Annotated in this window: 16 protein-coding genes; 1 reads left to right on the forward strand and 15 read right to left on the reverse strand. The window is 60.9% G+C overall.

Annotation, left to right across the window (positions count from 1 at the left end; genetic code table 11):
• Positions 1–21: 21 nt before the first annotated feature.
• The 11 genes from ACW5XC_RS07415 to hybO form a co-directional block, all read right to left on the reverse strand.
• The gene (locus ACW5XC_RS07415) at positions 22–663 is read right to left on the reverse strand and encodes an ATP-binding cassette domain-containing protein (RefSeq protein ID WP_042053827.1); all 642 of its coding nucleotides are present in this window, start codon (positions 661–663) and stop codon (positions 22–24) included.
• Positions 663–1,451: an ATP-binding cassette domain-containing protein gene (locus tag ACW5XC_RS07420; RefSeq protein ID WP_042053829.1), complete on the reverse strand. Its 789-nt coding sequence runs from the start codon at positions 1,449–1,451 to the stop codon at positions 663–665. Before ACW5XC_RS07420 ends, ACW5XC_RS07415 begins: the two co-directional genes overlap by 1 nt.
• Positions 1,445–2,260, reverse strand: coding sequence for an ABC transporter permease (locus ACW5XC_RS07425; RefSeq protein ID WP_042053831.1), 816 nt, complete (start codon positions 2,258–2,260; stop codon positions 1,445–1,447). Before ACW5XC_RS07425 ends, ACW5XC_RS07420 begins: the two co-directional genes overlap by 7 nt.
• Complete coding sequence (locus ACW5XC_RS07430) at positions 2,250–3,254, reverse strand: ABC transporter permease (RefSeq protein WP_042053833.1); 1,005 nt, start codon at positions 3,252–3,254, stop codon at positions 2,250–2,252. Before ACW5XC_RS07430 ends, ACW5XC_RS07425 begins: the two co-directional genes overlap by 11 nt.
• Positions 3,239–4,861 (reverse strand): ABC transporter substrate-binding protein, encoded by a 1,623-nt coding sequence (locus ACW5XC_RS07435; protein WP_042053835.1) that lies wholly within the window; start codon positions 4,859–4,861, stop codon positions 3,239–3,241. Before ACW5XC_RS07435 ends, ACW5XC_RS07430 begins: the two co-directional genes overlap by 16 nt.
• 131 nt (positions 4,862–4,992) lie before the next feature.
• Positions 4,993–5,508: a hydrogenase-2 assembly chaperone gene (gene hybE / locus ACW5XC_RS07440; RefSeq protein WP_042053837.1), complete on the reverse strand. Its 516-nt coding sequence runs from the start codon at positions 5,506–5,508 to the stop codon at positions 4,993–4,995.
• Positions 5,490–6,020, reverse strand: coding sequence for a HyaD/HybD family hydrogenase maturation endopeptidase (locus ACW5XC_RS07445; protein ID WP_042053838.1), 531 nt, complete (start codon positions 6,018–6,020; stop codon positions 5,490–5,492). Before ACW5XC_RS07445 ends, hybE begins: the two co-directional genes overlap by 19 nt.
• Positions 6,020–7,723 carry a hydrogenase 2 large subunit gene (gene hybC / locus ACW5XC_RS07450; protein ID WP_042053839.1) on the reverse strand — a complete coding sequence of 568 codons (1,704 nt, stop codon included), beginning with the start codon at positions 7,721–7,723 and terminating at the stop codon, positions 6,020–6,022. The genes ACW5XC_RS07445 and hybC overlap by 1 nt, the downstream gene beginning before the upstream one ends.
• Positions 7,720–8,907 (reverse strand): Ni/Fe-hydrogenase cytochrome b subunit, encoded by a 1,188-nt coding sequence (hybB, locus tag ACW5XC_RS07455; protein WP_042053841.1) that lies wholly within the window; start codon positions 8,905–8,907, stop codon positions 7,720–7,722. The genes hybC and hybB overlap by 4 nt, the downstream gene beginning before the upstream one ends.
• Positions 8,900–9,940, reverse strand: coding sequence for a hydrogenase 2 operon protein HybA (gene hybA / locus ACW5XC_RS07460; protein ID WP_042053843.1), 1,041 nt, complete (start codon positions 9,938–9,940; stop codon positions 8,900–8,902). The genes hybB and hybA overlap by 8 nt, the downstream gene beginning before the upstream one ends.
• Positions 9,941–9,942: 2 nt before the next feature.
• Complete coding sequence (hybO, locus tag ACW5XC_RS07465; protein ID WP_042053845.1) at positions 9,943–11,076, reverse strand: hydrogenase 2 small subunit; 1,134 nt, start codon at positions 11,074–11,076, stop codon at positions 9,943–9,945.
• A gap of 1,263 nt (positions 11,077–12,339) precedes the next feature.
• Here hybO and ACW5XC_RS07470 point away from each other — a divergent pair.
• Positions 12,340–13,386 carry a GGDEF domain-containing protein gene (locus ACW5XC_RS07470; RefSeq protein ID WP_042053846.1) on the forward strand — a complete coding sequence of 349 codons (1,047 nt, stop codon included), beginning with the start codon at positions 12,340–12,342 and terminating at the stop codon, positions 13,384–13,386.
• A gap of 43 nt (positions 13,387–13,429) precedes the next feature.
• Here ACW5XC_RS07470 and ACW5XC_RS07475 read toward each other — a convergent pair whose 3' ends face one another.
• From ACW5XC_RS07475 to ACW5XC_RS07490, 4 genes are read right to left on the reverse strand one after another with little or no spacing between them, the layout of a single operon-like run.
• Positions 13,430–14,566 (reverse strand): glycosyltransferase family 4 protein, encoded by a 1,137-nt coding sequence (locus ACW5XC_RS07475; protein ID WP_042053847.1) that lies wholly within the window; start codon positions 14,564–14,566, stop codon positions 13,430–13,432.
• A complete protein-coding gene (locus ACW5XC_RS07480) occupies positions 14,563–15,837 on the reverse strand; it encodes a glycosyltransferase family 4 protein (RefSeq protein ID WP_042053848.1) in 1,275 nt (424 codons plus the stop codon). Before ACW5XC_RS07480 ends, ACW5XC_RS07475 begins: the two co-directional genes overlap by 4 nt.
• Entirely contained in the window at positions 15,834–17,240 is a 1,407-nt protein-coding gene (locus ACW5XC_RS07485; RefSeq protein WP_074042619.1) for an O-antigen ligase family protein, read from the reverse strand. The genes ACW5XC_RS07480 and ACW5XC_RS07485 overlap by 4 nt, the downstream gene beginning before the upstream one ends.
• Positions 17,228–18,547: a lipopolysaccharide biosynthesis protein gene (locus tag ACW5XC_RS07490; protein ID WP_042052315.1), complete on the reverse strand. Its 1,320-nt coding sequence runs from the start codon at positions 18,545–18,547 to the stop codon at positions 17,228–17,230. The genes ACW5XC_RS07485 and ACW5XC_RS07490 overlap by 13 nt, the downstream gene beginning before the upstream one ends.
• Positions 18,548–18,717: the final 170 nt, after the last annotated feature.

Here is an 18,717-nt window from a genome sequence, read left to right on the forward strand (position 1 = left end):
GGATGAGGGGGAAGCCAATCCTCAGGCCACGCTACGGGCCATAGCCTCCTGCTCCGCAGGCACCTCACCAAAGCGCAGCACCCGATGGCAGATCTGGCGCAATAATGCCTGTTGGTGACTGAAGACAAGCATACCAAGCCCGCGCTGCTCGCATTCAACCATCAACTCCCGCCAGAGTTGGCGCTGAATCTGCGGATCCAGCTGGGCAGTCACCTCATCGGCAATCAGCAGACGAGTGCGGGGATCGAGGGCGCGCAGCAGCGCGATGCGGGCCAGCTCGCCACCGGAGAGCTGGCCGGGTTTACGACCGAGCCATTCAGGCTTGACCATAAAGCGGGCCAGCATGGCCTCATCGGGGCGCCATACATCCCAAAGCGCCTGGCCGGTGGTGCGATAGGGATTGAAGGTGAGTTCCGGGTGCTGGGGCACCAGCTGGATGGGGTTATAGCCTTTTACCTGTTCAGGCACCGGCAGCCCATCCAGCAGGATCTGCCCGCCGGCCCCAACCGGTTGCCAACCCGCCAATACCCGCCCCAACGTGGTCTTGCCATGGCCGCTCGGCGCGGAGATGCCCAGCCGCTCGCCCGCTTTCACCGTCAGCGATAGTCCCTGCCAGAGGGGACGTTCCCCCTGAGCTATGGTGAGATTTCGTACTTCAAACATCAGGAAACCTCCGGCATAGAGAAGAGCGAGTTGAACTCCGGCAGTGCCTGCCAGTGGGCACGGAGCATCTCGCTCCCCTGCCCCTGGCGCAGATGGTGGCAGCTCAAGGTATCGCTCACCTGCCCTTGATGGAGGGCCACGATGCGATCGGCAAAGCGGGCCGCCAGCGCCAGATCGTGGGTCACCCAGAGGATGCCGCTGCCCTGAATGGCCAATTCACGCAACTGGCTGAGCAGCTGGCAGGCCAGCCCCTCGTCGAGCCAGGCGGTGATCTCGTCCGCCAGAATGTAGCGGGCACCGCCGAGCGCCGCGGTGCAGGCCAGAATGCGCTTGGCCATGCCGCCGGAGAGCTGACGCGGATAGCGGTCCAGGGTGGAAGCGGGCAGCTGGTAGCGCAGCAGCTGCTCGCCGAGCCGCTCGCGAGAACCGCTCTGACCGCAGAGGCGCGCCGCGCGGCCAAGCTGGCGCTCCACCGTCAGCAGCGGATTGAGGGCGCTTACCCCCTGCGGCACATAGCAGAGGGTGTGGCCGCGCAGGCTGGCCCGGCTGGCATCGCACAGAGGCGTGCCATCGAGAGAGATGCTGCCGCGCATGCGCAGATTGTCCGGCAGCAATGTCAGAGCGCTTTGCAGCAGCAGGCTCTTGCCCTCGCCGCTCCCCCCCACCAGCGCCACTATCTCCCCCGGCGCCAGTTGCAGGCTGATATCGGTCAGTAATGGCTGCCAGCTGCGTCGCCCCAGCCAGGAGTAGTGGGCCGCCTCTATGGTCACCTGATCAAAACTCAGCATGGTTCACTCCTGTGCCACAGCAGCTGTTGCAAGGCGCGGGTAGCCTGATCAAAGAGCAACACCAGCAGCAGCAACATCAGCCCCGGGAAGAGGGCCTGCCACCAGCCGCCACCAGCCAGATAACGCAAGGCATCGGCCAGCAGCAGGCCAAGGGAGGCCTCGTGGGCCGCCAGACCAAAGCCGAGAAAGCTCAAGGCCGCGCTGTGTAGCACCGCATGGGGAAACATCAGCAGGGTGCCGATAAACCACTGGGGCAACAGGCCCGGTAGCAGGTGGGTGCGCCAGCGACGTAGCGCCCCCATCCCCTGACAGCGGGCCAGCACCACATAGTCGCTGCAAGCTATCCGTCGCGCTTCTGCGCAGAGAATGAGCGCCAGCTTGGGCCAGTGGGTCAGCGCCACCGCCAGGATCACCCCGCGCATGCCGCCCCCCACGGTAAAGCAGATCAAAATCAGCAGCAGCATATGGGGCAGCGCCAGCATGGCGTCGATCACCATTCGCACCGCTGCATCGCATCTGGGATGGATGAGCGAGACGCTTGCCGCCACCATGGCCAGCAGGCCACTGCAGAGCGCCGTGCTGATGCCAAGCTCCAGACTGGTGAGGGTACCCTGAAAGGCGCGCAACCAGAGATCCCGTCCCATCTGATCGGTGCCAAACCAGTGGGCCAGCGAGGGGGGTTGCTGGCGCGCCAGCAGATCCATCGGCACATCCTGATGAGAGAGGCTCCAGCCGTAAGTGGCCAGCAGCGCCAATCCGAGCAGGGCAAAAACCAGCCGCAGTATGGAGGGAAGCGGATTAAACAGCATGCTCACCCTCCCAGCCCCGATTGATGCGGGCCAACAGCACACTGGCCACCGTGTTGCCAATAAAAACCAGCACGGTGCAAAAGAGCACTATGCCCATCAGCAAGGGAATATCCCCCCGCAGCCCCGCATCCACGGTGGCCTGCCCGAGTCCCGGATAAGAGAAAACTTTCTCCGCTAACAGCGACCCGCCAATCAACTCACCGAGCGAGGAAAACTGCAGGCAGAGCGCCGGGGTCAGGGCGTGGCGCAGCACGTGAAAACGCAGCATGGGCCAGCCGCCATCCCCCTGAGCGCGGGCGTAGCGGATAAAGTCGCTCTCCAGCACCTCGGCCACCCGCCCCCGGGTATGCAGGGCAATGTTGCCCAGCCCGAGCAGCGCCAGGGTAGTCACCGGCAGCAACAGATGGCGCGCCCGTAATGCCCAATCGGCCTCATCGGCAGCGAGCCCCGGCGTCCAGGCGCAGCAGACCGGCAGTAGCGGCCAGTGCACCGCAAACAGGGCGAGCAGCAACAGGCCGACCCAGAAGGTGGGCAGGGAGGCGAGCAGATAGGCAAACCGGCAAATCAGGCGATCGGGCCAGCGATTGAGATAGCGACCGGCGCACAGCCCCAGCAAAATGCCGAAAAAGCCGGAGAGCAGCCAGGCGCCCGCCAGCAGCAGGAAGGAGGCAGCAAAGCGCTGGCCTATTACCTCACCCACAGGCGCGTTGTAGAGCATGGAGTAACCGAGATCCCCCCGTAGCACCTGGCTAAACCAGTGCCAGTAGCGCAGCCAGAGCGGTTGATCCAGCCCCCAGCGAGCGGCGATGCGGGCGTACTGCTCCGGCGGCACATGGAGCAGATCGTTACCGATATAGGCCTTGATGGGGTCGATGGGGGAGTAACTCAGCAGCACAAAGGTGGCGACAGAGACCAGACATAACAGCCCTGCCAGACGCAGCAGGGCTTTTAGAGTGGCAGTAATCATAGTGGACGAACTTAACGGCACGTCCACCGCCAATCCTGCAGGTTGTTGAGCAGGGACCAGCTACCGTGGATTTCCGGCGCCCCCTTGCCAAGATCGATGCAACTGTTGGCGAGATAGGTGTGCTGCACATTGAGCAGCCAGGCCCAGGCGGCATCACCCAGCACTCCGGCGCCGGTCTTGCCATCCCACTCCACCTGTTGCCAGAACGGCACGGCAGCCTGCCAGTTCGGAGCATCCAGCGCCTGCTTGAGGTGGCCATCCACCACAGGGTTGCTGTAATAGCCCGGGTTGTAGAACTCTACCCCACCGGAGCCGCTCTGATAGTGGTGATAGAGCTCCATGGGATCCAGGCTCCCCCACCCCATCAGCACCGGATTGGCGTGCATCTCCCGCTCCACCTGCTCCCAGCTGCCGGACTTTAGGCTCACCTCCAGGCCAATGGGTTTGAGCATGGCTCGCACCGCTTCCGCCAGATCCCGGCGAGTGCTGTCACCGCTGGTGTACCAGAGGGTAAAGGCGGCGCGCAGGTCGCCCTTGTGGCGAATGCCGTCACTGCCCATCTTCCAGCCCGCCTCGTCGAGCAGGGCGTTGGCGTGGCCGACATCTCCATCCTTGAAGGCGGTGGCTTTGTTTAGCCATGGCAAGCCTTCCACCGCGCTGTAAGCGGGGATGGCGTGCCCTTCCAGTAGCTGATCGGCCAGCAGCTTGCGGTCAATGGCGTAGTTGATGGCGCGGCGCACCGCCACATCCGAGGTCACGTCGTTGCCGATGGGATAACCCTTGGCATCTTTTTTACCAGCAGCAGGAATGGGGAAGACGATGCCGCGGTTCTCCACACTCGGCCGCACCCAGAGCTTGAGGGAAGCAGTCACGGTGGGCGCCAGTGACGGGGCAATGCGCACCACATCGAGCTGGCTGCTCTGGGCCGCGGCATAGGCGCTCTCTTCATCGATAAAGACAAACACCAGCCGTTTGAAGTCATTGTGGCCACCGGCGTAATAGGGGTTCGCCTCCACCACCAGCTGTTGACCGGGCAGGAAGCTCACCAACCGGTAAGGGCCGGCACCGACCGGCTTTTGGGCATATGCTTTTGCATCGTAATCCCGCTTCGACACTATCCCCAAGGATCCCAGCACGTTGACGAAGGTGCTCTGAGGGGCGCTAAGAGTGATGGCCACCTCGGTGGGTGAGAGCACCTTGGCCGAGACAAAGTTGCCCATGTCGATCTTGCCGCCGCCCTTGGCTGCGCTGTTGTAGGTAAAGGCCACATCCTCGGCGGTGAGCGGCGCGCCGTTGGAGAATTTCAGGTCAGGCTTGAGGGTAATGAGCCATCCTTTGCCATCCTTGCTCGGGGTCACCGATTGGGTGAGCACATTCTGCCAGCCGAGATCGGCACTATCGCCAGCAATCTGTTTGAGCAGCGGGCTGTGCAGCAGCAGGTAGCTGCCGTGACTCCAGCCAAGCAGAGGGTCAAACCCTTCGGTGGGCTCACTGCCGATGGCGAGCTTGAGCTCGGCAGGCACAGGTTGGGCAGCGGCCAGCGCCGCGTGAGAGGCAGTGCCCAGCAGCAGGGTCAACAGGGCGGTAGCGCTGGATCTGGCGTAATGGCGAAGGGAATTGCGAGAAACAGTCATGGGGATCCTTCTTGTTTTGTACCACTCACGGATCATCACTCAAAAAAGCGGTGGAATGCGTGTCTGAACATGGGAGTGAGGGGCCAAAATGGCCCCCTATTCTAAACTTGATTTCGCGTGAAACCTAGCGACTATGCCGGTTGACTGCGCCGGGCACCGAATAGTCGTCTGCGACCCAGATCCACGCCGCCAGCCCCTTGCTGCACCGGCAAGGAGAGCAGCATCTTGAGGGTGCTGCTCACCAGTGCTCGCCCCTCCCCGGCTCCGAGATGGGGATCGAGCGGCGACATCAGGGAGCAGGCCAGCAACTGTCCTGTCTCGGGCAGTTCACCCACCATAAAGGTCATGTTGCCGCAGGGGAGCTGCAGGGCGAGCCGATCGCTGTTGCTACGCACCGGCCAAAGCAGATCCGGCCCCGGCAGCACCACCACGCTCAGCATCCAGGGGGTGAGCACGCAGCCGAGCCACTGACCTTCAAACACCACGCACTCCGCAACGATTGGCATGTCCGGGTGATAGAAGGGCAACGCCTGCATCTCTTCGCGAGCGATCCGCTCGTACTGGGCTACCAGCAGAGGCGCGGGATTGCTGGCAAAGCCGGCAAACTCCTGCACAGCATCAACCTCACTTAAATAGGATTGCGCCATAGGCCCTCCCGCGCTTGTTCAGCTTTCTCCTGCTCAGAGAGCGGAATGGCGGGCGCACCAACGGCAGCGAGCAGGGTCAAAATCCGATCCGTCGCCTCCCCCATGGCAGCTGCCACCACTGGGGTGAGGCCGATGCGGGGTTCGAGGGATTCAGGCTCAATGCCGATCAGAGTGAGCCGCTTCGGCGACTCCCCCGTCATGTGCAGCGCCGAGAGCACATCCGCCAGTCCCAGCTGATGGGGGGATATCTTGCGGCCAAACAGGGTCGGGATCTCCTCATCCTTCAGGGTCACGACGGTGCCCGGCGGATTACCGCTGCGCACCGCATCCGCCAGAATGATGTGATCGCGACTGGCCATCGCTTCGAGCAGCTCCATACCAGCGGTACCGCCGTCGAGCAGCTCGATGCCGGGGGCGAAACGGTAGTTGCGCCCCAGCGCCTCGACGATGCGAACCCCCACCGCCTCATCGCTCAAGAGCAGGTTGCCGACGCCCAGGATCAGGATGTTCATCACAACACCTTCACCTGAGTCGTTTCGCCATTTTGGGTATCCACCACGTGCACCGCACAGGACATGCAGGGGTCGAACGAGTGAACTGTGCGCACCACTTCCAGCGGCTTGGCCGGATCGGCTACCGGGGTGCCCACCAGCGATTGCTCGTAGGGGCCGGGTTCATCGTTGAAGTTGCGCGGGCCCGAGTTCCAGGTCGATGGCACCACCGCCTGATAGTTCTCGATCTTGCCATCCTTGATGACGATCCAGTGGGAGAGCATGCCACGCGGCGCCTCTTCAAAGCCCACCCCGCGAAACTCTTTATCCGCCGGGATCTCCGCCTTGATATAGGCGGTGGTGTCCCCCTTGCCGATGTTGTCGACCAGCGCCTTCCATTGATGGGACAGGGTATCTTTGAGCACACAGCAGCGCACCGCACGGCCGATGATGCGGCCCATGGTGGAGTGCAGCTGTTCGGTCTTGATGGCCGAGCCGGTGAGCGCCTTGTAGATGCCGTTCAGCTGATCGAAATGCGCCACCGTCTCCGGGTGTTTGGCGGCCAGCTTGACCAGGAGGTCTGCAAGTGGCCCCACCTCCACCACCTTGCCGTAGAAGGTGGGGGATTTGACCCAGGAGTACTTGCCGTCATCCTGCCAGCCGGTGTAATTAGGCTCGGTCTTGCCCTCCCACGGCTTGAGGGGCTCGTCATCCTTGTACCAGGCGTGCTTGTTGCTCTCGGCGATGCCCTCCATCAGCCAGCCATCCTGATGGCTCTCGATGGGGCGATAACCCGCCAGATTGCCATTCTCGATATAGCCGCCCGGCATCAGGAAGCTGCCACCGTTGGCGTCGGTGGGGAGCTCCGGCACGCTCAGATAGTGCTTGGCCCCCTGCCCGAGGTTCAGCCACTCGGGGTAGTGGGCGGCGATGATGGCGGCATCCACCTTGTAGACCTGCTCGATAAACTCACCGAGCCGGTCGATAAAGCTCTTCACGTAGAGCAGCCGCTCCAGGTTGAGCACGCTAGGTGCATCCAGATTGATGGGGTTGGCCACGCCGCCCACCGCCAGATTCTGGATGTGCGGGCTCTTGCCCCCCAGAATGGCGACAATGCGGTTGGCATCGCGCTGGCACTCCAGCGCCTGCAGGTAGTGTGCCACGGCGATGAGGTTCACCTCCGGGCTCAGCTTCATCTCCTTGTGACCCCAGTAGCCGTTGGCAAAGATGCCGAGCTGGCCGCTCGCTACCAACACGCGGATCTTATCCTGCACCTTGGTCAGTTCATCGGCACTGTTGAGGGACCAGGTCGATACCCCCTTGAGCATGTCCGCCGCTTTTTGCGGATTGGCCTCAAGGGCCGCGGTGATATCCACCCAGTCCAGCGCGGAGAGCTGGTAGAAGTGGACGATGTGATCGTGGATGTTGTGGGCCGCGATGATGAGGTTGCGGATAAACTGGGCGTTGACCGGCACCTTGGCGCCGATAGCGTTCTCCACCGCCCGCACCGAGGCAATGGCGTGAATGGAGGTACATACCCCGCAGATGCGCTGCACAATCATCCAGGCATCGCGCGGGTCGTTGCCCTTGACGATCTCCTCCATCCCGCGCCACATGGTGCCGGACGACCAGGCTTTGGTCACTTTGCCGCCTTCGATTTCGCAGTCGATACGCAGGTGCCCCTCAATGCGGGTGATGGGGTCGATGGTGATACGTTGGCTCATACGTTGGCTTTCCCTCGGGCCTGATAATCTTGGTGAACACGTTCAAGTGATGGCAGTACCGGCAACAGCCGGATCAACAGCAAATAGGCACACACCTCGATGGCAACAAAGCCCAGAGAGATCAGCACCTCCTCCGCAGAGGGGAAGTAGTGGTAGCCATTGCCGGGGTTGAAGGCGAGCAGGGAGTAATCCAGCCGCCAGAGGGCGGCGCCCAGCAGCATGCTGAGGGCCCCCAGGAACAACATGCGCGAATCCCGGCGGCTCTTGTCCCAGTGGAACACCAGCAACGGGAAGATCATCAGCGCAATCTCGCTCCAGAACATGATGGAGAAGCGATTGAACTCGGAGAGATACTCCGACTTGTCGTGGATGACGATCTCGGCAAAGCGCAGCGCCACAAACAGGATCAGGAAAATATCGATCACCTGGGTCAGCTTGTAGAAGAGCGACTTCTCATTGGGGCCCCGCCCCGCCAGTCCCGCCTGCACCAAAGAGCCCTCAAATACCACGATGGAAAAACCCATGATGAAGGCGGTCAGCAGCGAAAAGACCGGCAGCAACTCGTAGCTTTGCCAGAGCGGATGGATCTTCTCCCCCGCCACTATCATCAACGAGCCCATCGAGGATTGGTGCATGGTGGGCAGCAGTGCCCCCAGCGCCAAGATGAAGAACATGATCTTGTTGAGTCGCGCCATGGAGGTTTTCCAGCCGAACTTCTCCAAGAGCACGGGCGCAAACTCCAGCGCCATCACCCCGATGTAGATGGTCATGCAGACCGCCGTCTCGAACAGCACCGAGGAGGTGTTGAAGTGACCGGGCAGGTAGAAGTACGGCAGGTTCCAGTAACGGCCGACGTCGATGGTGATGGAGAGGCCGCCCAGCGAATAACCGAACAGGCTCGCCAGCAGGGCCGGTCGCACCAGCGGGTGATACTCGCCCCGGTTGAAGACGTAAACCGCCCAGGCCAGCGCCCAGCCACCGCAGGCGAAACCGGTGCCGATCAAGAGGTCAAAGGAGATCCAGAGACCCCAGGGATAACCCCCGTTCAGATCGGTCACCGAGCCCAGCCCGAAGATCAGGCGCTTGAGGATAAGCATGCCGCACAGCACCGCAAAGGGTGCCAGCACCAGCACCGGCCAGCTGACCAGCTTGCCGCCAAGGGGATGTGCCTTGTGGTTACTCATGATCCTTGCCCCCCTGTTGTTTCCCTTGATCGACCGACGTCCCCTTGCCCTGATCGTGACCATCGTGATGATCGTGACCGTTCTTGGTGTTGCGACGGATAAGCACGGAGAGACCGGTCAGCACCACCATTGGCAGCACCATCCCCTTGTAGAGGGTGTGCTGGATATGCTCCGAGCGCGCCCCGGAGGAGAGCTCCGGCAGATCGGGCATGTCGAGCTTGGTGTAGGGCACCCCGGCCAGCACCAGCACCTGGGTGCCGCCCCCCTCCTTCTCGCCATAGACGTAAGGCTGGTAGTTGGGCACCTCGTGCAGGTAGGGGTCGTTGGCCTTGAGGGTCTGGCGCGGGTAGGCATATTCGCTGCCCGGAGTCGCCAGCAGACGACGCCTGGCCTCGGCCATCAGCTCCTCGCGGGTGCCGAAGATAACGGCACCGGTCGGGCATACCTCGACACAGCCGGGCAATTTACCCTGATCAATCCGCTCAAGCCCCTTCTGGTTGCAGAGCTCGCACTTGTGGATCGCCCCGAACGGGTTGTCGTAGTCATATTTGGGCACGTCGAACGGGCAGCCCACCATGCAGTAACGGCAACCGGTACAGACGCTCGGGTCGTAGTGAACGATGCCGGTCTTGGGATCTTTTTTAAGGGCCTGCACCGGGCAGACGGAGACGCAGTTGGGATCGACGCAGTGCATGCACTGCTTCTTGATGTAGGCATAGCCATCCACCAGCTGATCCTTGTGCTCGCCCGCGCCGCTCTTCCACACCTGAATGATGTTGTTGGTGTAGGGGCTCAGCTTGTCGTTGTTGGACCAGGTCTGCTCGCCCGCCGGATTGGCCGGGTTGCCGTTAAGGCGCTGGCACTCCGCCACGCAGGCCTGACAACCGACACAGAGGGTGGAGTCGTAGAGCATGCCAAGCGCACCGGGAATGGGTGGCTTGTTTTTGGCAGCCGCCAGCGCGGTGCCGGGCACGGTGGCCCCGGCAGCCAGCGCGCCGACGGAGGCAAATTTGAGGAAGTTGCGTCTGTTCACGGTCACTCCTCCCGTGACGGATGCTGCCCGGCTTCATGGCGCTTCTGCTGGCGACCGAGTTCACGTACCGTCATCAGACTCACCCCAACCAGCACCCCGAGGGCACCGCCGATCAGCGCGGTGGAAGTGGGAGAGATATGACCCCCCTCCTGAATGGCCACATCGGGCTTGTTGACCCGCGGGGTCGGATTCTCAACCTTGGCAAGCTGGAAGATCCCCTTGCTGAAACCGACACCCTGTTCGTTGCAGCCGTAGCAGGGATGACCGATACCAACGGGCCAAATGCCACCACCGATATCACAGAACTCCAGAGTCGAGCAGTTGCCGTAGGTCTCCGGCCCCTTGCAGCCCAGATGATAGAGACACCAACCCTGACGGTGGCCCTCGTCACCAAACTCCTTGGCAAAACGACCTGCGTCGAAGTGCGGACGGCGCTCGCAGTTTTCGTGGATGAGCCGCTCATAGGCAAACAGCGGACGATTCTTGGCATCCAGCGCCGGCAGCTTGCCGTAAGTGATGTAGTAGGCGACCGTGGTGAGGAAGTTGTGGGGATTGGGCGGGCAGCCCGGGATATTGATGATGGGAGTACCGATATTGCCGAGCGCCTCTTCTAGGCTGACGGCGCCGGTCGGGTTGCCACCGCTGGCGGGCACCCCGCCCCAAGCGGCACAGGAGCCGATGGCAATGACGGCAGCCGCATCGGCAGCCGCGCGGCGAATATGGTCGACGATGGGCTCACCGGCCACCATGCAGTAGATGCCGCCATCTTTGAGCGGAATGGAGCCATCCACTACCAGCACATACTTGCCCTTGTAGCGGGTCATGGCGTTGTGCTTGTTCTCTTCAGCCTGATGGCCAAATGCTGCCGAGAGCACCTCATGGTATTCGAGGGAGATAGTATTGAGGATCAGGTTCTCGATGGTGGGGTGCGTGGCCCGCAGCAGCGACTCGGTACAGCCGGTGCACTCCTGCGCCCCTATCCAGATCACCGGCGGCCGTTCGGGGCTGGTGAGCGCAGTGGCCATCTTGGCGACGGCATGCTGACTTAATCCCAGGGTTGCGGCCATCCCGGCACACAATTTCATAAAATCACGGCGATTAATCCCATGAGCCGATAAAAAATTATCCTCGACCATTCTTCTTATTCCCGTAGTGAGCACTTGTTAGATAAATGCTTAATAACAGAAATGCTAAGGACTCACCCACCCTGCAGTATTGATCTCTATCAATTTCGACCGGCTTACCCCTATTTTCATAGCGAGCCACATCACAAAAGAAATTAATTACCCCCAAAGAGATATTTGGCGACTCCGTAAATTTTATGAACTTAATTGGATATTAAATAATTAATCACCGCATATCCTCTCTTTCACTGTGAGCCAAATTAACATGATTGAAATCTTGGCTATACCGCTCATTTCACAATACTGATGCCCACCAATAAATGATCCATTGAATATATCTTTACTCATTCCATTGCATATTCCATACAGTCATCCACGGGACAACCTCCTGACTTGCCCCCCCACACCAGAACGGTCTCATGGCCAGCTACCACCGGTAGCAAGCATGGCCTGCAAGGCACGATTTACCTGCTGTCGCTTGATATCTGCTTGCATCTTGCCCGCACTGCAGGGAGATGATTGCTCCTGCTAGCCCACACAGTACAACCTCGCTTGGCCTCCCTGCCGTTTAACACAGCTTAGTGACAAGATGCCGCCGAGGTATGCATATCAGTATGGCCTCCCCCACTCTTTATTGTGTTGGATGCTGGTGAGTAAAATATCGCGTTCACGGATATGTTTACGCATCATCGTGAATCTGCATTCAAATTAATGGTAAGAGAAAAGGCAAGGTGGAAGGCTGCCTGCAACATAGTGTTCATATTTAACTCGCGATGCATTCGCGCATCCGGTTACAGATGTTACCGCACGCATTCACACTATTTACCTTCACGTCACCCTGCGTAATTAACCAGAGCGTAAATATCCATCTCTATCGATATAGATGATAATTGTTCTTGTTCAATGGCAACCCTAAAAAATGAGTTGGGATGACGATGAACATGACAAACGATAAGGGTGTTAATCATCAGCCGAGCAGTGGCTCCAGCCACTACCTTGTCTGATCGAACTCGAAATCGTTGACAGCCCTGCTCACCTCGTGAAATGCAGCCCGCAGCAGTTGCAGTTGCAGAGAGAATGCCTCCCCCCCTGAATGCCTCTGATAACCACGCCATGGAGCCTTGTTTCTGGCGGGCCCTACGAACACTTGCCAAGTGCGGGTATTGAACAAAAAAACGAGAAAAATCAAGATAGATAGCCAATTAAAATGACATAATTGACTATAGTTCAATCGAACGTTTGAAAAACGTGACCACTTCACATGGGCCCAGCGCAATGACCACTGAACGGGAACAGTTGATCCGCTCACTGTTTGATGAGTACATCGAGCTGTATTCATCACGGGATGATCGGCTCACCACGCGGTTTAGCGACAATTTCAGCGGTTTTGCCGGCAGCAGTGATGTTCTGGTTACCGATAGGGATGAGTGGATACGGATAACCCGCCGCGATTTTGCCCAGATCCCGGGCAGGATCCGCCTGGAAATACTCGATGTATCCCTGCAAGATCTGGCCGCTGATGTGGTAGCAGTCACCGCCTTCTTTCATATCCATCTACCGAAATCAGAACCTATCCTCTCCCGCAGAACCGCCAGGTTGGTGCTGATTTTTCGACACGAAGCCATGGCGTGGAAAATTGCTCACAGCAGTATCTCCATCCCTTACAGTGCGGCTCGGGAAAGCGAAATTTACCCGATGACCAGTCTTGAGGAGCGCCAACATGAGCTGGAGCTCATTATCGAGCTCAGAACCAAGGAGCTGGCGGAAGCGAACCGGAAACTGGAAGCGCTCAGCAATACCGACGGGCTCACCAACATCGGCAACCGTCGTCTGTTCGACAACTCATTGAACCAGGCCTGGGAGCGCTGTATTCAGACAGAGATGCCGATTGCGCTCATCATGCTCGACATCGATCATTTCAAGCAGTTCAACGACCTCTATGGCCACGTTGCCGGTGACGAGTGCCTTCGATTGCTGGCCCATACCCTGGCGCAATCCGGGCGCCGCTCGGGGGAGTTGGTGGCTCGCTACGGCGGAGAGGAATTTGTCATCCTGTTGCCACATGTCGAGCGTCAATCCGCCTATGAAATTGCCCAACATATCCAGCGGCTGATTTTTGCACTCGCGCAGCCACACGCACAAAATGCCACCGGTCTGGTGACCGTTAGCATGGGTGTTGCCTGCCTCAGACCATCGAGTCACTGGCAGCCATCTGAACTGGTCAAACTGGCTGATGCTGCGCTCTATACCGCCAAATCATCCGGCCGTAACTGCATCAGAGTGGCGGAGTCACCCAGCCTCCCACAACCAGTCTGCCCATAATCCCTCATACACCCCCATCCTCCCCGTGGGGAACCACTGCGCGCTAACCATGCACGGCAAGGCTCAACGCATCCCATCGCAACATACCTTCCCACTGATCCAGTGTGCTTTGATAGGTATCCGCCGCGTTGTAATGGGCCATGGCATGCAGGCGGGCATGATGGCCAAGTCGCTTGACCACGTCGGGCATGGCATTGAGGCTGGCCAGCACCTGCGCCAGATCGCCGGGATCGTTTGGCTGATATTTGCGGCAATTCACGTCATCGGTGAGGTGTCGATCCCACCAGGCCCCATCGGCCGGGATCACTACGCATAATCCTGCCGCCATGGCCTCCAGAATGGAGAGGCCAAAGGGCTCCTGATGACTGGTGGAGACAAAAATGCCGCATTGAGATCGGATCTCGTCAAGATTGGCGGGGTTGGCATACCAGTGCGTGTCTGGCAGCTGTGGCTGAGGCTGGCTGCAGGGCTGCAGCGTGCCCTTGGGTTGCAGATAGCACACCATCAGCTCGGGGCGAGCATCAGGGATCATCTGATGGGCGGCCAGCATGGTCTCCAGCCCCTTCCAGCGCAGCAACGAGGCCGCCCACAAAATACGAGGCCCCCCCAGGGTCACTTTGGGCCAATCAATCTCGCTCAAACCGTTGGTAAATGGCTGCCAGTGTGACGGGAACTCGGTCTCGCCAAGCCGGGCCAGCAACGCCGCCAGGGAGCTGCGGGTCGATTCGAGATAAAACACAAAACTCGCCCGTTGCAAGGCTCTGGCAGAGAGGCCCGAGCACCCCACAGGGCCATGGATCAGCTGAACCACCCGGCACCGCAACCAGCGGGCCGCCCAGTAACAGCAGAGATCCACCCCAGGCCCGGACGCCGCCACCAGGCACTTCACCTCCCCCAAACGCAACATCAGCCAGAGGATGAGCAGGGTCTGCCACCCCTGTTTGAGCAGATAGCCGATGCCGGACTCCCGCCCCTTCAATATGTGGGGCAGCCAAAGAGGATGATGCTGGCAACGGGACCAGGAGTCGGGATCCTGGGTCAGCACATGGCATGTGAGCCCGGGCATCCGTTTGGCCAACTCATCGAGCAGCACTTCGGTCGCAACCTTGGAGCCCCCGCGAAATGGGATAGGATCCACAACGATGATCTTTCCAAACACCGGCTCAGTTTGCATGCTCATCTTGCTGCTCCCTTACGGCGGCCAAACCCCAGTTGCACTTTTTGCGCCACTTTTGCCATCCCACTCGCCAGCATATTGCGCCCTCTGGCAAGGAGTCGTAGCCCCGCCCAATGAATGAGTGGTCGGAAGGGTGTGGGGGCCGTGGCGTGCCAACGACCAGCCAGCGCGGCGTCCCACACCGCCGTGACCCCGTCGACATAGCGCGCCACCGTGAACAGCTGTGCGGCACGCAACTGAGCGGCCCGCCCCATTTCACATCGGCGCTGCGGATTGCTCAATTGCCGCCAGTGATCAGCCATCTCGGCCCAATCCCCCGGGGTTGCCAGCAAACCGGTCACCCCCTCCTCCACCACTTCGGGGATGCCGCCCACCCAATAGGCACTGACCGGGAGCCCCAACATGCCCGCCTCCGCCAACGTCAGACCAAACACCTCCTCACGGGCTCCGGAGACCAGCAGATCCACCCCGCCGCGCAAGATAGCCGCGCTGTCTGGTCGCTCGCCGAGAAAGTGGACCCGCTCGGCCACCCCGAGCTCGACAGCCAACGCCATCAATGCTTCCCGCTCCGGACCGCTGCCAATAATCAGCAACTGAGCCTCCTCCCCCGATGCCATCAGGGCAGCCAGCGAGCGGATCAGCAGATCAATCCCCTTGCGTTTGATCAATGAGCCGACGGTGGCGATGATCATATCCCCCGGTGGCAAGCCCAGCATGCCGACGACCGGCCAGTGAGCACCGCCATTCAGGCGAGCAGCATCCACCCCGTTGGGTACCCGGATCAACCGATCGGCCATGCAGCCATCCTGGCGCCAACCGGTCAACACCGGCTCGCTCACCCCGATCAGCACGTTTGCCTGATGGACCCGCAGGCTGAACCTGTCTCTTGGCTGGTAACGGGCATGGAGGTGGCACACCAGCGGTACCTGCAACGCCCGACAGACCCCCGCCAGCCACTGACAAGGAGCCGCGCTGTTGGCGTGCACCAGCCCAATCTGCCGCTCGGTGATGAGCTCTCTGGCTCGCCGGGAGAGGCGCCGATGGGCCGCAAGATCAAAATGGGGCGCCTGCCATCCCAGCAGCAGGCTGAACGGCTCGACCATGGTTTCTACCCCGAGGGTGGCCACCTCTGCCGCCAGCGTCGGGCTATTGCACCAGAGCAACGGCGTAAAGCGGCTGCGATCGAGGTGGGCCAGCAGATCCAGCAGGCAGCGTTCGCTGCCGCGGATCCAGTCCTCTCCGTAGTGAACCAGCAAAACAGGGGTTGCGTTCATCCTCTTGCTCCCTTTGGTGGCACTGCCGGCAACAGGGTTGCCTCCTGATGATCCTCAGAGATGGCCTTCACCTCTCTGGCCGCCTGCTGCACGTACTTGATGGCGGCGACGGCCAGCGCCAATTCCAGATAGATGGGCCAGGTAAACCCCTGGGTCAGGAAGGATCCCGAAATCACAAACCCCACCATGCTGGCCATCACCCCCTGCATTGCCGTGATCACTGCAGGAGGCATGCCAGCAAGCTGGCAACGCCAGCAACTGCGCAGGGCCACCGTCACCATGCCGATAAACAGCGCCAACCCGACAAAGCCGGTTTCAGCCAGCACCCCGAACCAGGTGGAGTGCACCGCATGATTAAGCCCATCCCAATGGGGGCTGTAGAAGAAGTAGTTGTAATAGAAATTGGACAAGCCCACCCCCACCAACGGATGGCCCAGCGCCATCCCCCAGGCCGCTTGCCAGGCGTAGATCCGCCCCATGGCCGAGGCATCGACCCCGCTCTCGGCGGCGCCGCCAGATGCCCGGTCGCTGATCCCGGCGGCGGCAAACAGCACCACCAGCGCGACCATCCCCATCGAGATCAACAGGGTTTTCGACTTCACCCGCTGCCAGGCAAACAGGCCACCAACGGCGCAGATACCCAGCAGACCACCCCGGCTCTGGGTGGCGATAATGGCGGCTGCAGTCAGCGCAAAGCCGAGCCCCCCCAGCAAACGCCCCCCCACCCCATTACCCTGATTGAGCAGCAAGCTCAGCGAAAAACCGGCAGGAAAGAGCAGCACCAGCGCCAGATCGTTGGGATCCCCCAGCACAGAGCCCAGCTCGCGCCCTATGGTCACCCGGGTGCCCTCCACCAGCCCGATCCCGCTCGCCTTGTTGTAGAGGGCCACCAGCGCTACCAGACAGCCCGCCACCACAAAGGTGCGCACCGCCAGCGCAAAATCCCCCGGAGTGCGCACCAGCCAGGCGGTGGCCAGGGTCATCAGATAGATCTTGCTGTAGCTGCCGGTCCAGGTGGCGATCGCCTCACCCCGGTTGCTGGCAAACAGCACACCGATGGAGACCATCACAAAGAAGGCCGTCAGCCAGCTCAGGGCTGGACTCCAGTAGGGCTTGATCCGGCCGGTCAGCAAAATGTGCCAGACCAGCGCACCGATGGCGGCCAGCGAGAAGAGCAGCGGGATCTTGAGGGGATAGAGCTGGGGGAACACCTCATGCAGCCGAAAGAAGGAGAAGGTGACAAACCCCAGCACCATCAAGAAGGGCCAGCGCAGGGCAAACCAGATGGCGGGAATGGCAAGGCCGAGCACCGGTAGCAGCAAGGGATGGGGCAGCCGCCACCAGAGCAAGGCCAGCACCAGACAGATGGTGCTTGCCCAGATGGCTGGCGTTAGACGAGCCATGATCCTGCCCACCATTGGCCGAGCCAGACCATCGCCAGCGCCCCAAGCGAACTGGCCCAGAGGGTCGAGAGGCGATACGGCAGCGGCAGCAACCGCTGGCTCACCAGATAAAAGGCGAGCGCCCGTACCAGATAGACCAGCAGCAGGGTCCAGATCACCCCGGCAACCCCGAAGGGGGGGATGGCGAGCAGAAAGCCTGCGACCCCAAGGGCGCTGCAGCCCAGATTGATCACCATCTGAGCATTGCTCTTCTCGCCGCTAAAGCAGCCGACATTGAGCAAGTCCGAAACATTGCGCACCGCCATACCCAGCACCAGCAGCGGAATATAGGCGATCGCCCCGTGATAGCTCTCCGGGGTCAGCCAGCGAATGAGCAAGGGGGCAGTGAGCCCGACAATCCCCGCGGTGACAAACCCCAGTACCGACCCCATCACGCTGTAGTGGGCATTGAGCCGCAGTCCATCCGGCTCACGCAGCAGCATGAAACGGCGGGGATACCACCAGAGGGCAAAGGGTTGCAGCAACAACCCCACCGCCAGCGCGAGCTTGCCCGCAACGGCGTAGTAGGCAAGCAGCGCCTCCCCCACCACATCGGCCAGCAACCAGCGATCCAGTCCGCTCAGGGCAAAGCCTGCCAGCCCGCTCACCACCAGGGGCAATCCATAGCGCAGCAGCGGCCGATAGTGTTGCCAGTCAAAGCGGATCCCGCTATCTCGCCACTGCCAGAGACTCAGCAGCAGCGCCAGTGCAACGCAGGTCAGGGTGCCGGAGGCCAGCACCCCGCTCACGCCCCAACCGAGCCAGAGCCACCAGCCGGTCAGCACCGACTGGATCACCGCCTTGCCTGCGGTCGCCACGAAAAAGAGCCGGGCCTGATTGCGCATCCGCAGCCATGCCAGCGGCACGCCGATCACCCCTTCAAACGGCAGGGCGCAGAGCACCCAGCGCACATCCGCAAGGCGGGTTTCAACCGGCAGCCAGGCTTGCACCACAGGCGCCAGCAGCCAGAGCAGCACCAGACTGGCCAGGGCGATCATCCAGACCAGACCAAACATGCGGGCCACCACCTGCTGGCGCTCCTGCTCATCTTTCGCCAATCCGGCAAAGCGGTAGAGGGCATCCACCAGCCCGAAGCCCAAAATAAGGGAACCCAGATTGATGAGGGTCAGCAGCACCTCCAGCTGGCCGTATTCGCGAGGCAGCAGCTGATGGGTCAACACCGGCAGCATCAGCAGGGAGATCCCCTTCATCAGGAGCAAGCCACCGGCGTAATAGAGCATGGCAATCTGGTTCACACCAAGTTTCATAGGGCCTCCCAGCCTCCCGAAGCATCCCGCTTCGGGTCAGCTACCGCTAATGCAAAGCCCACGCCACTCACTCCCGCCCAGAAGCGATAGCCCCTCTGCGCGGCTTAACCGGTCTGAACAAGCCCAGAATGAGACTGGCATTTGCGTTTTGCACAACGCGGGCTGCAAAT

The sequence above is a fragment of the Aeromonas sp. 25-AL00135 genome (assembly GCF_054052385.1).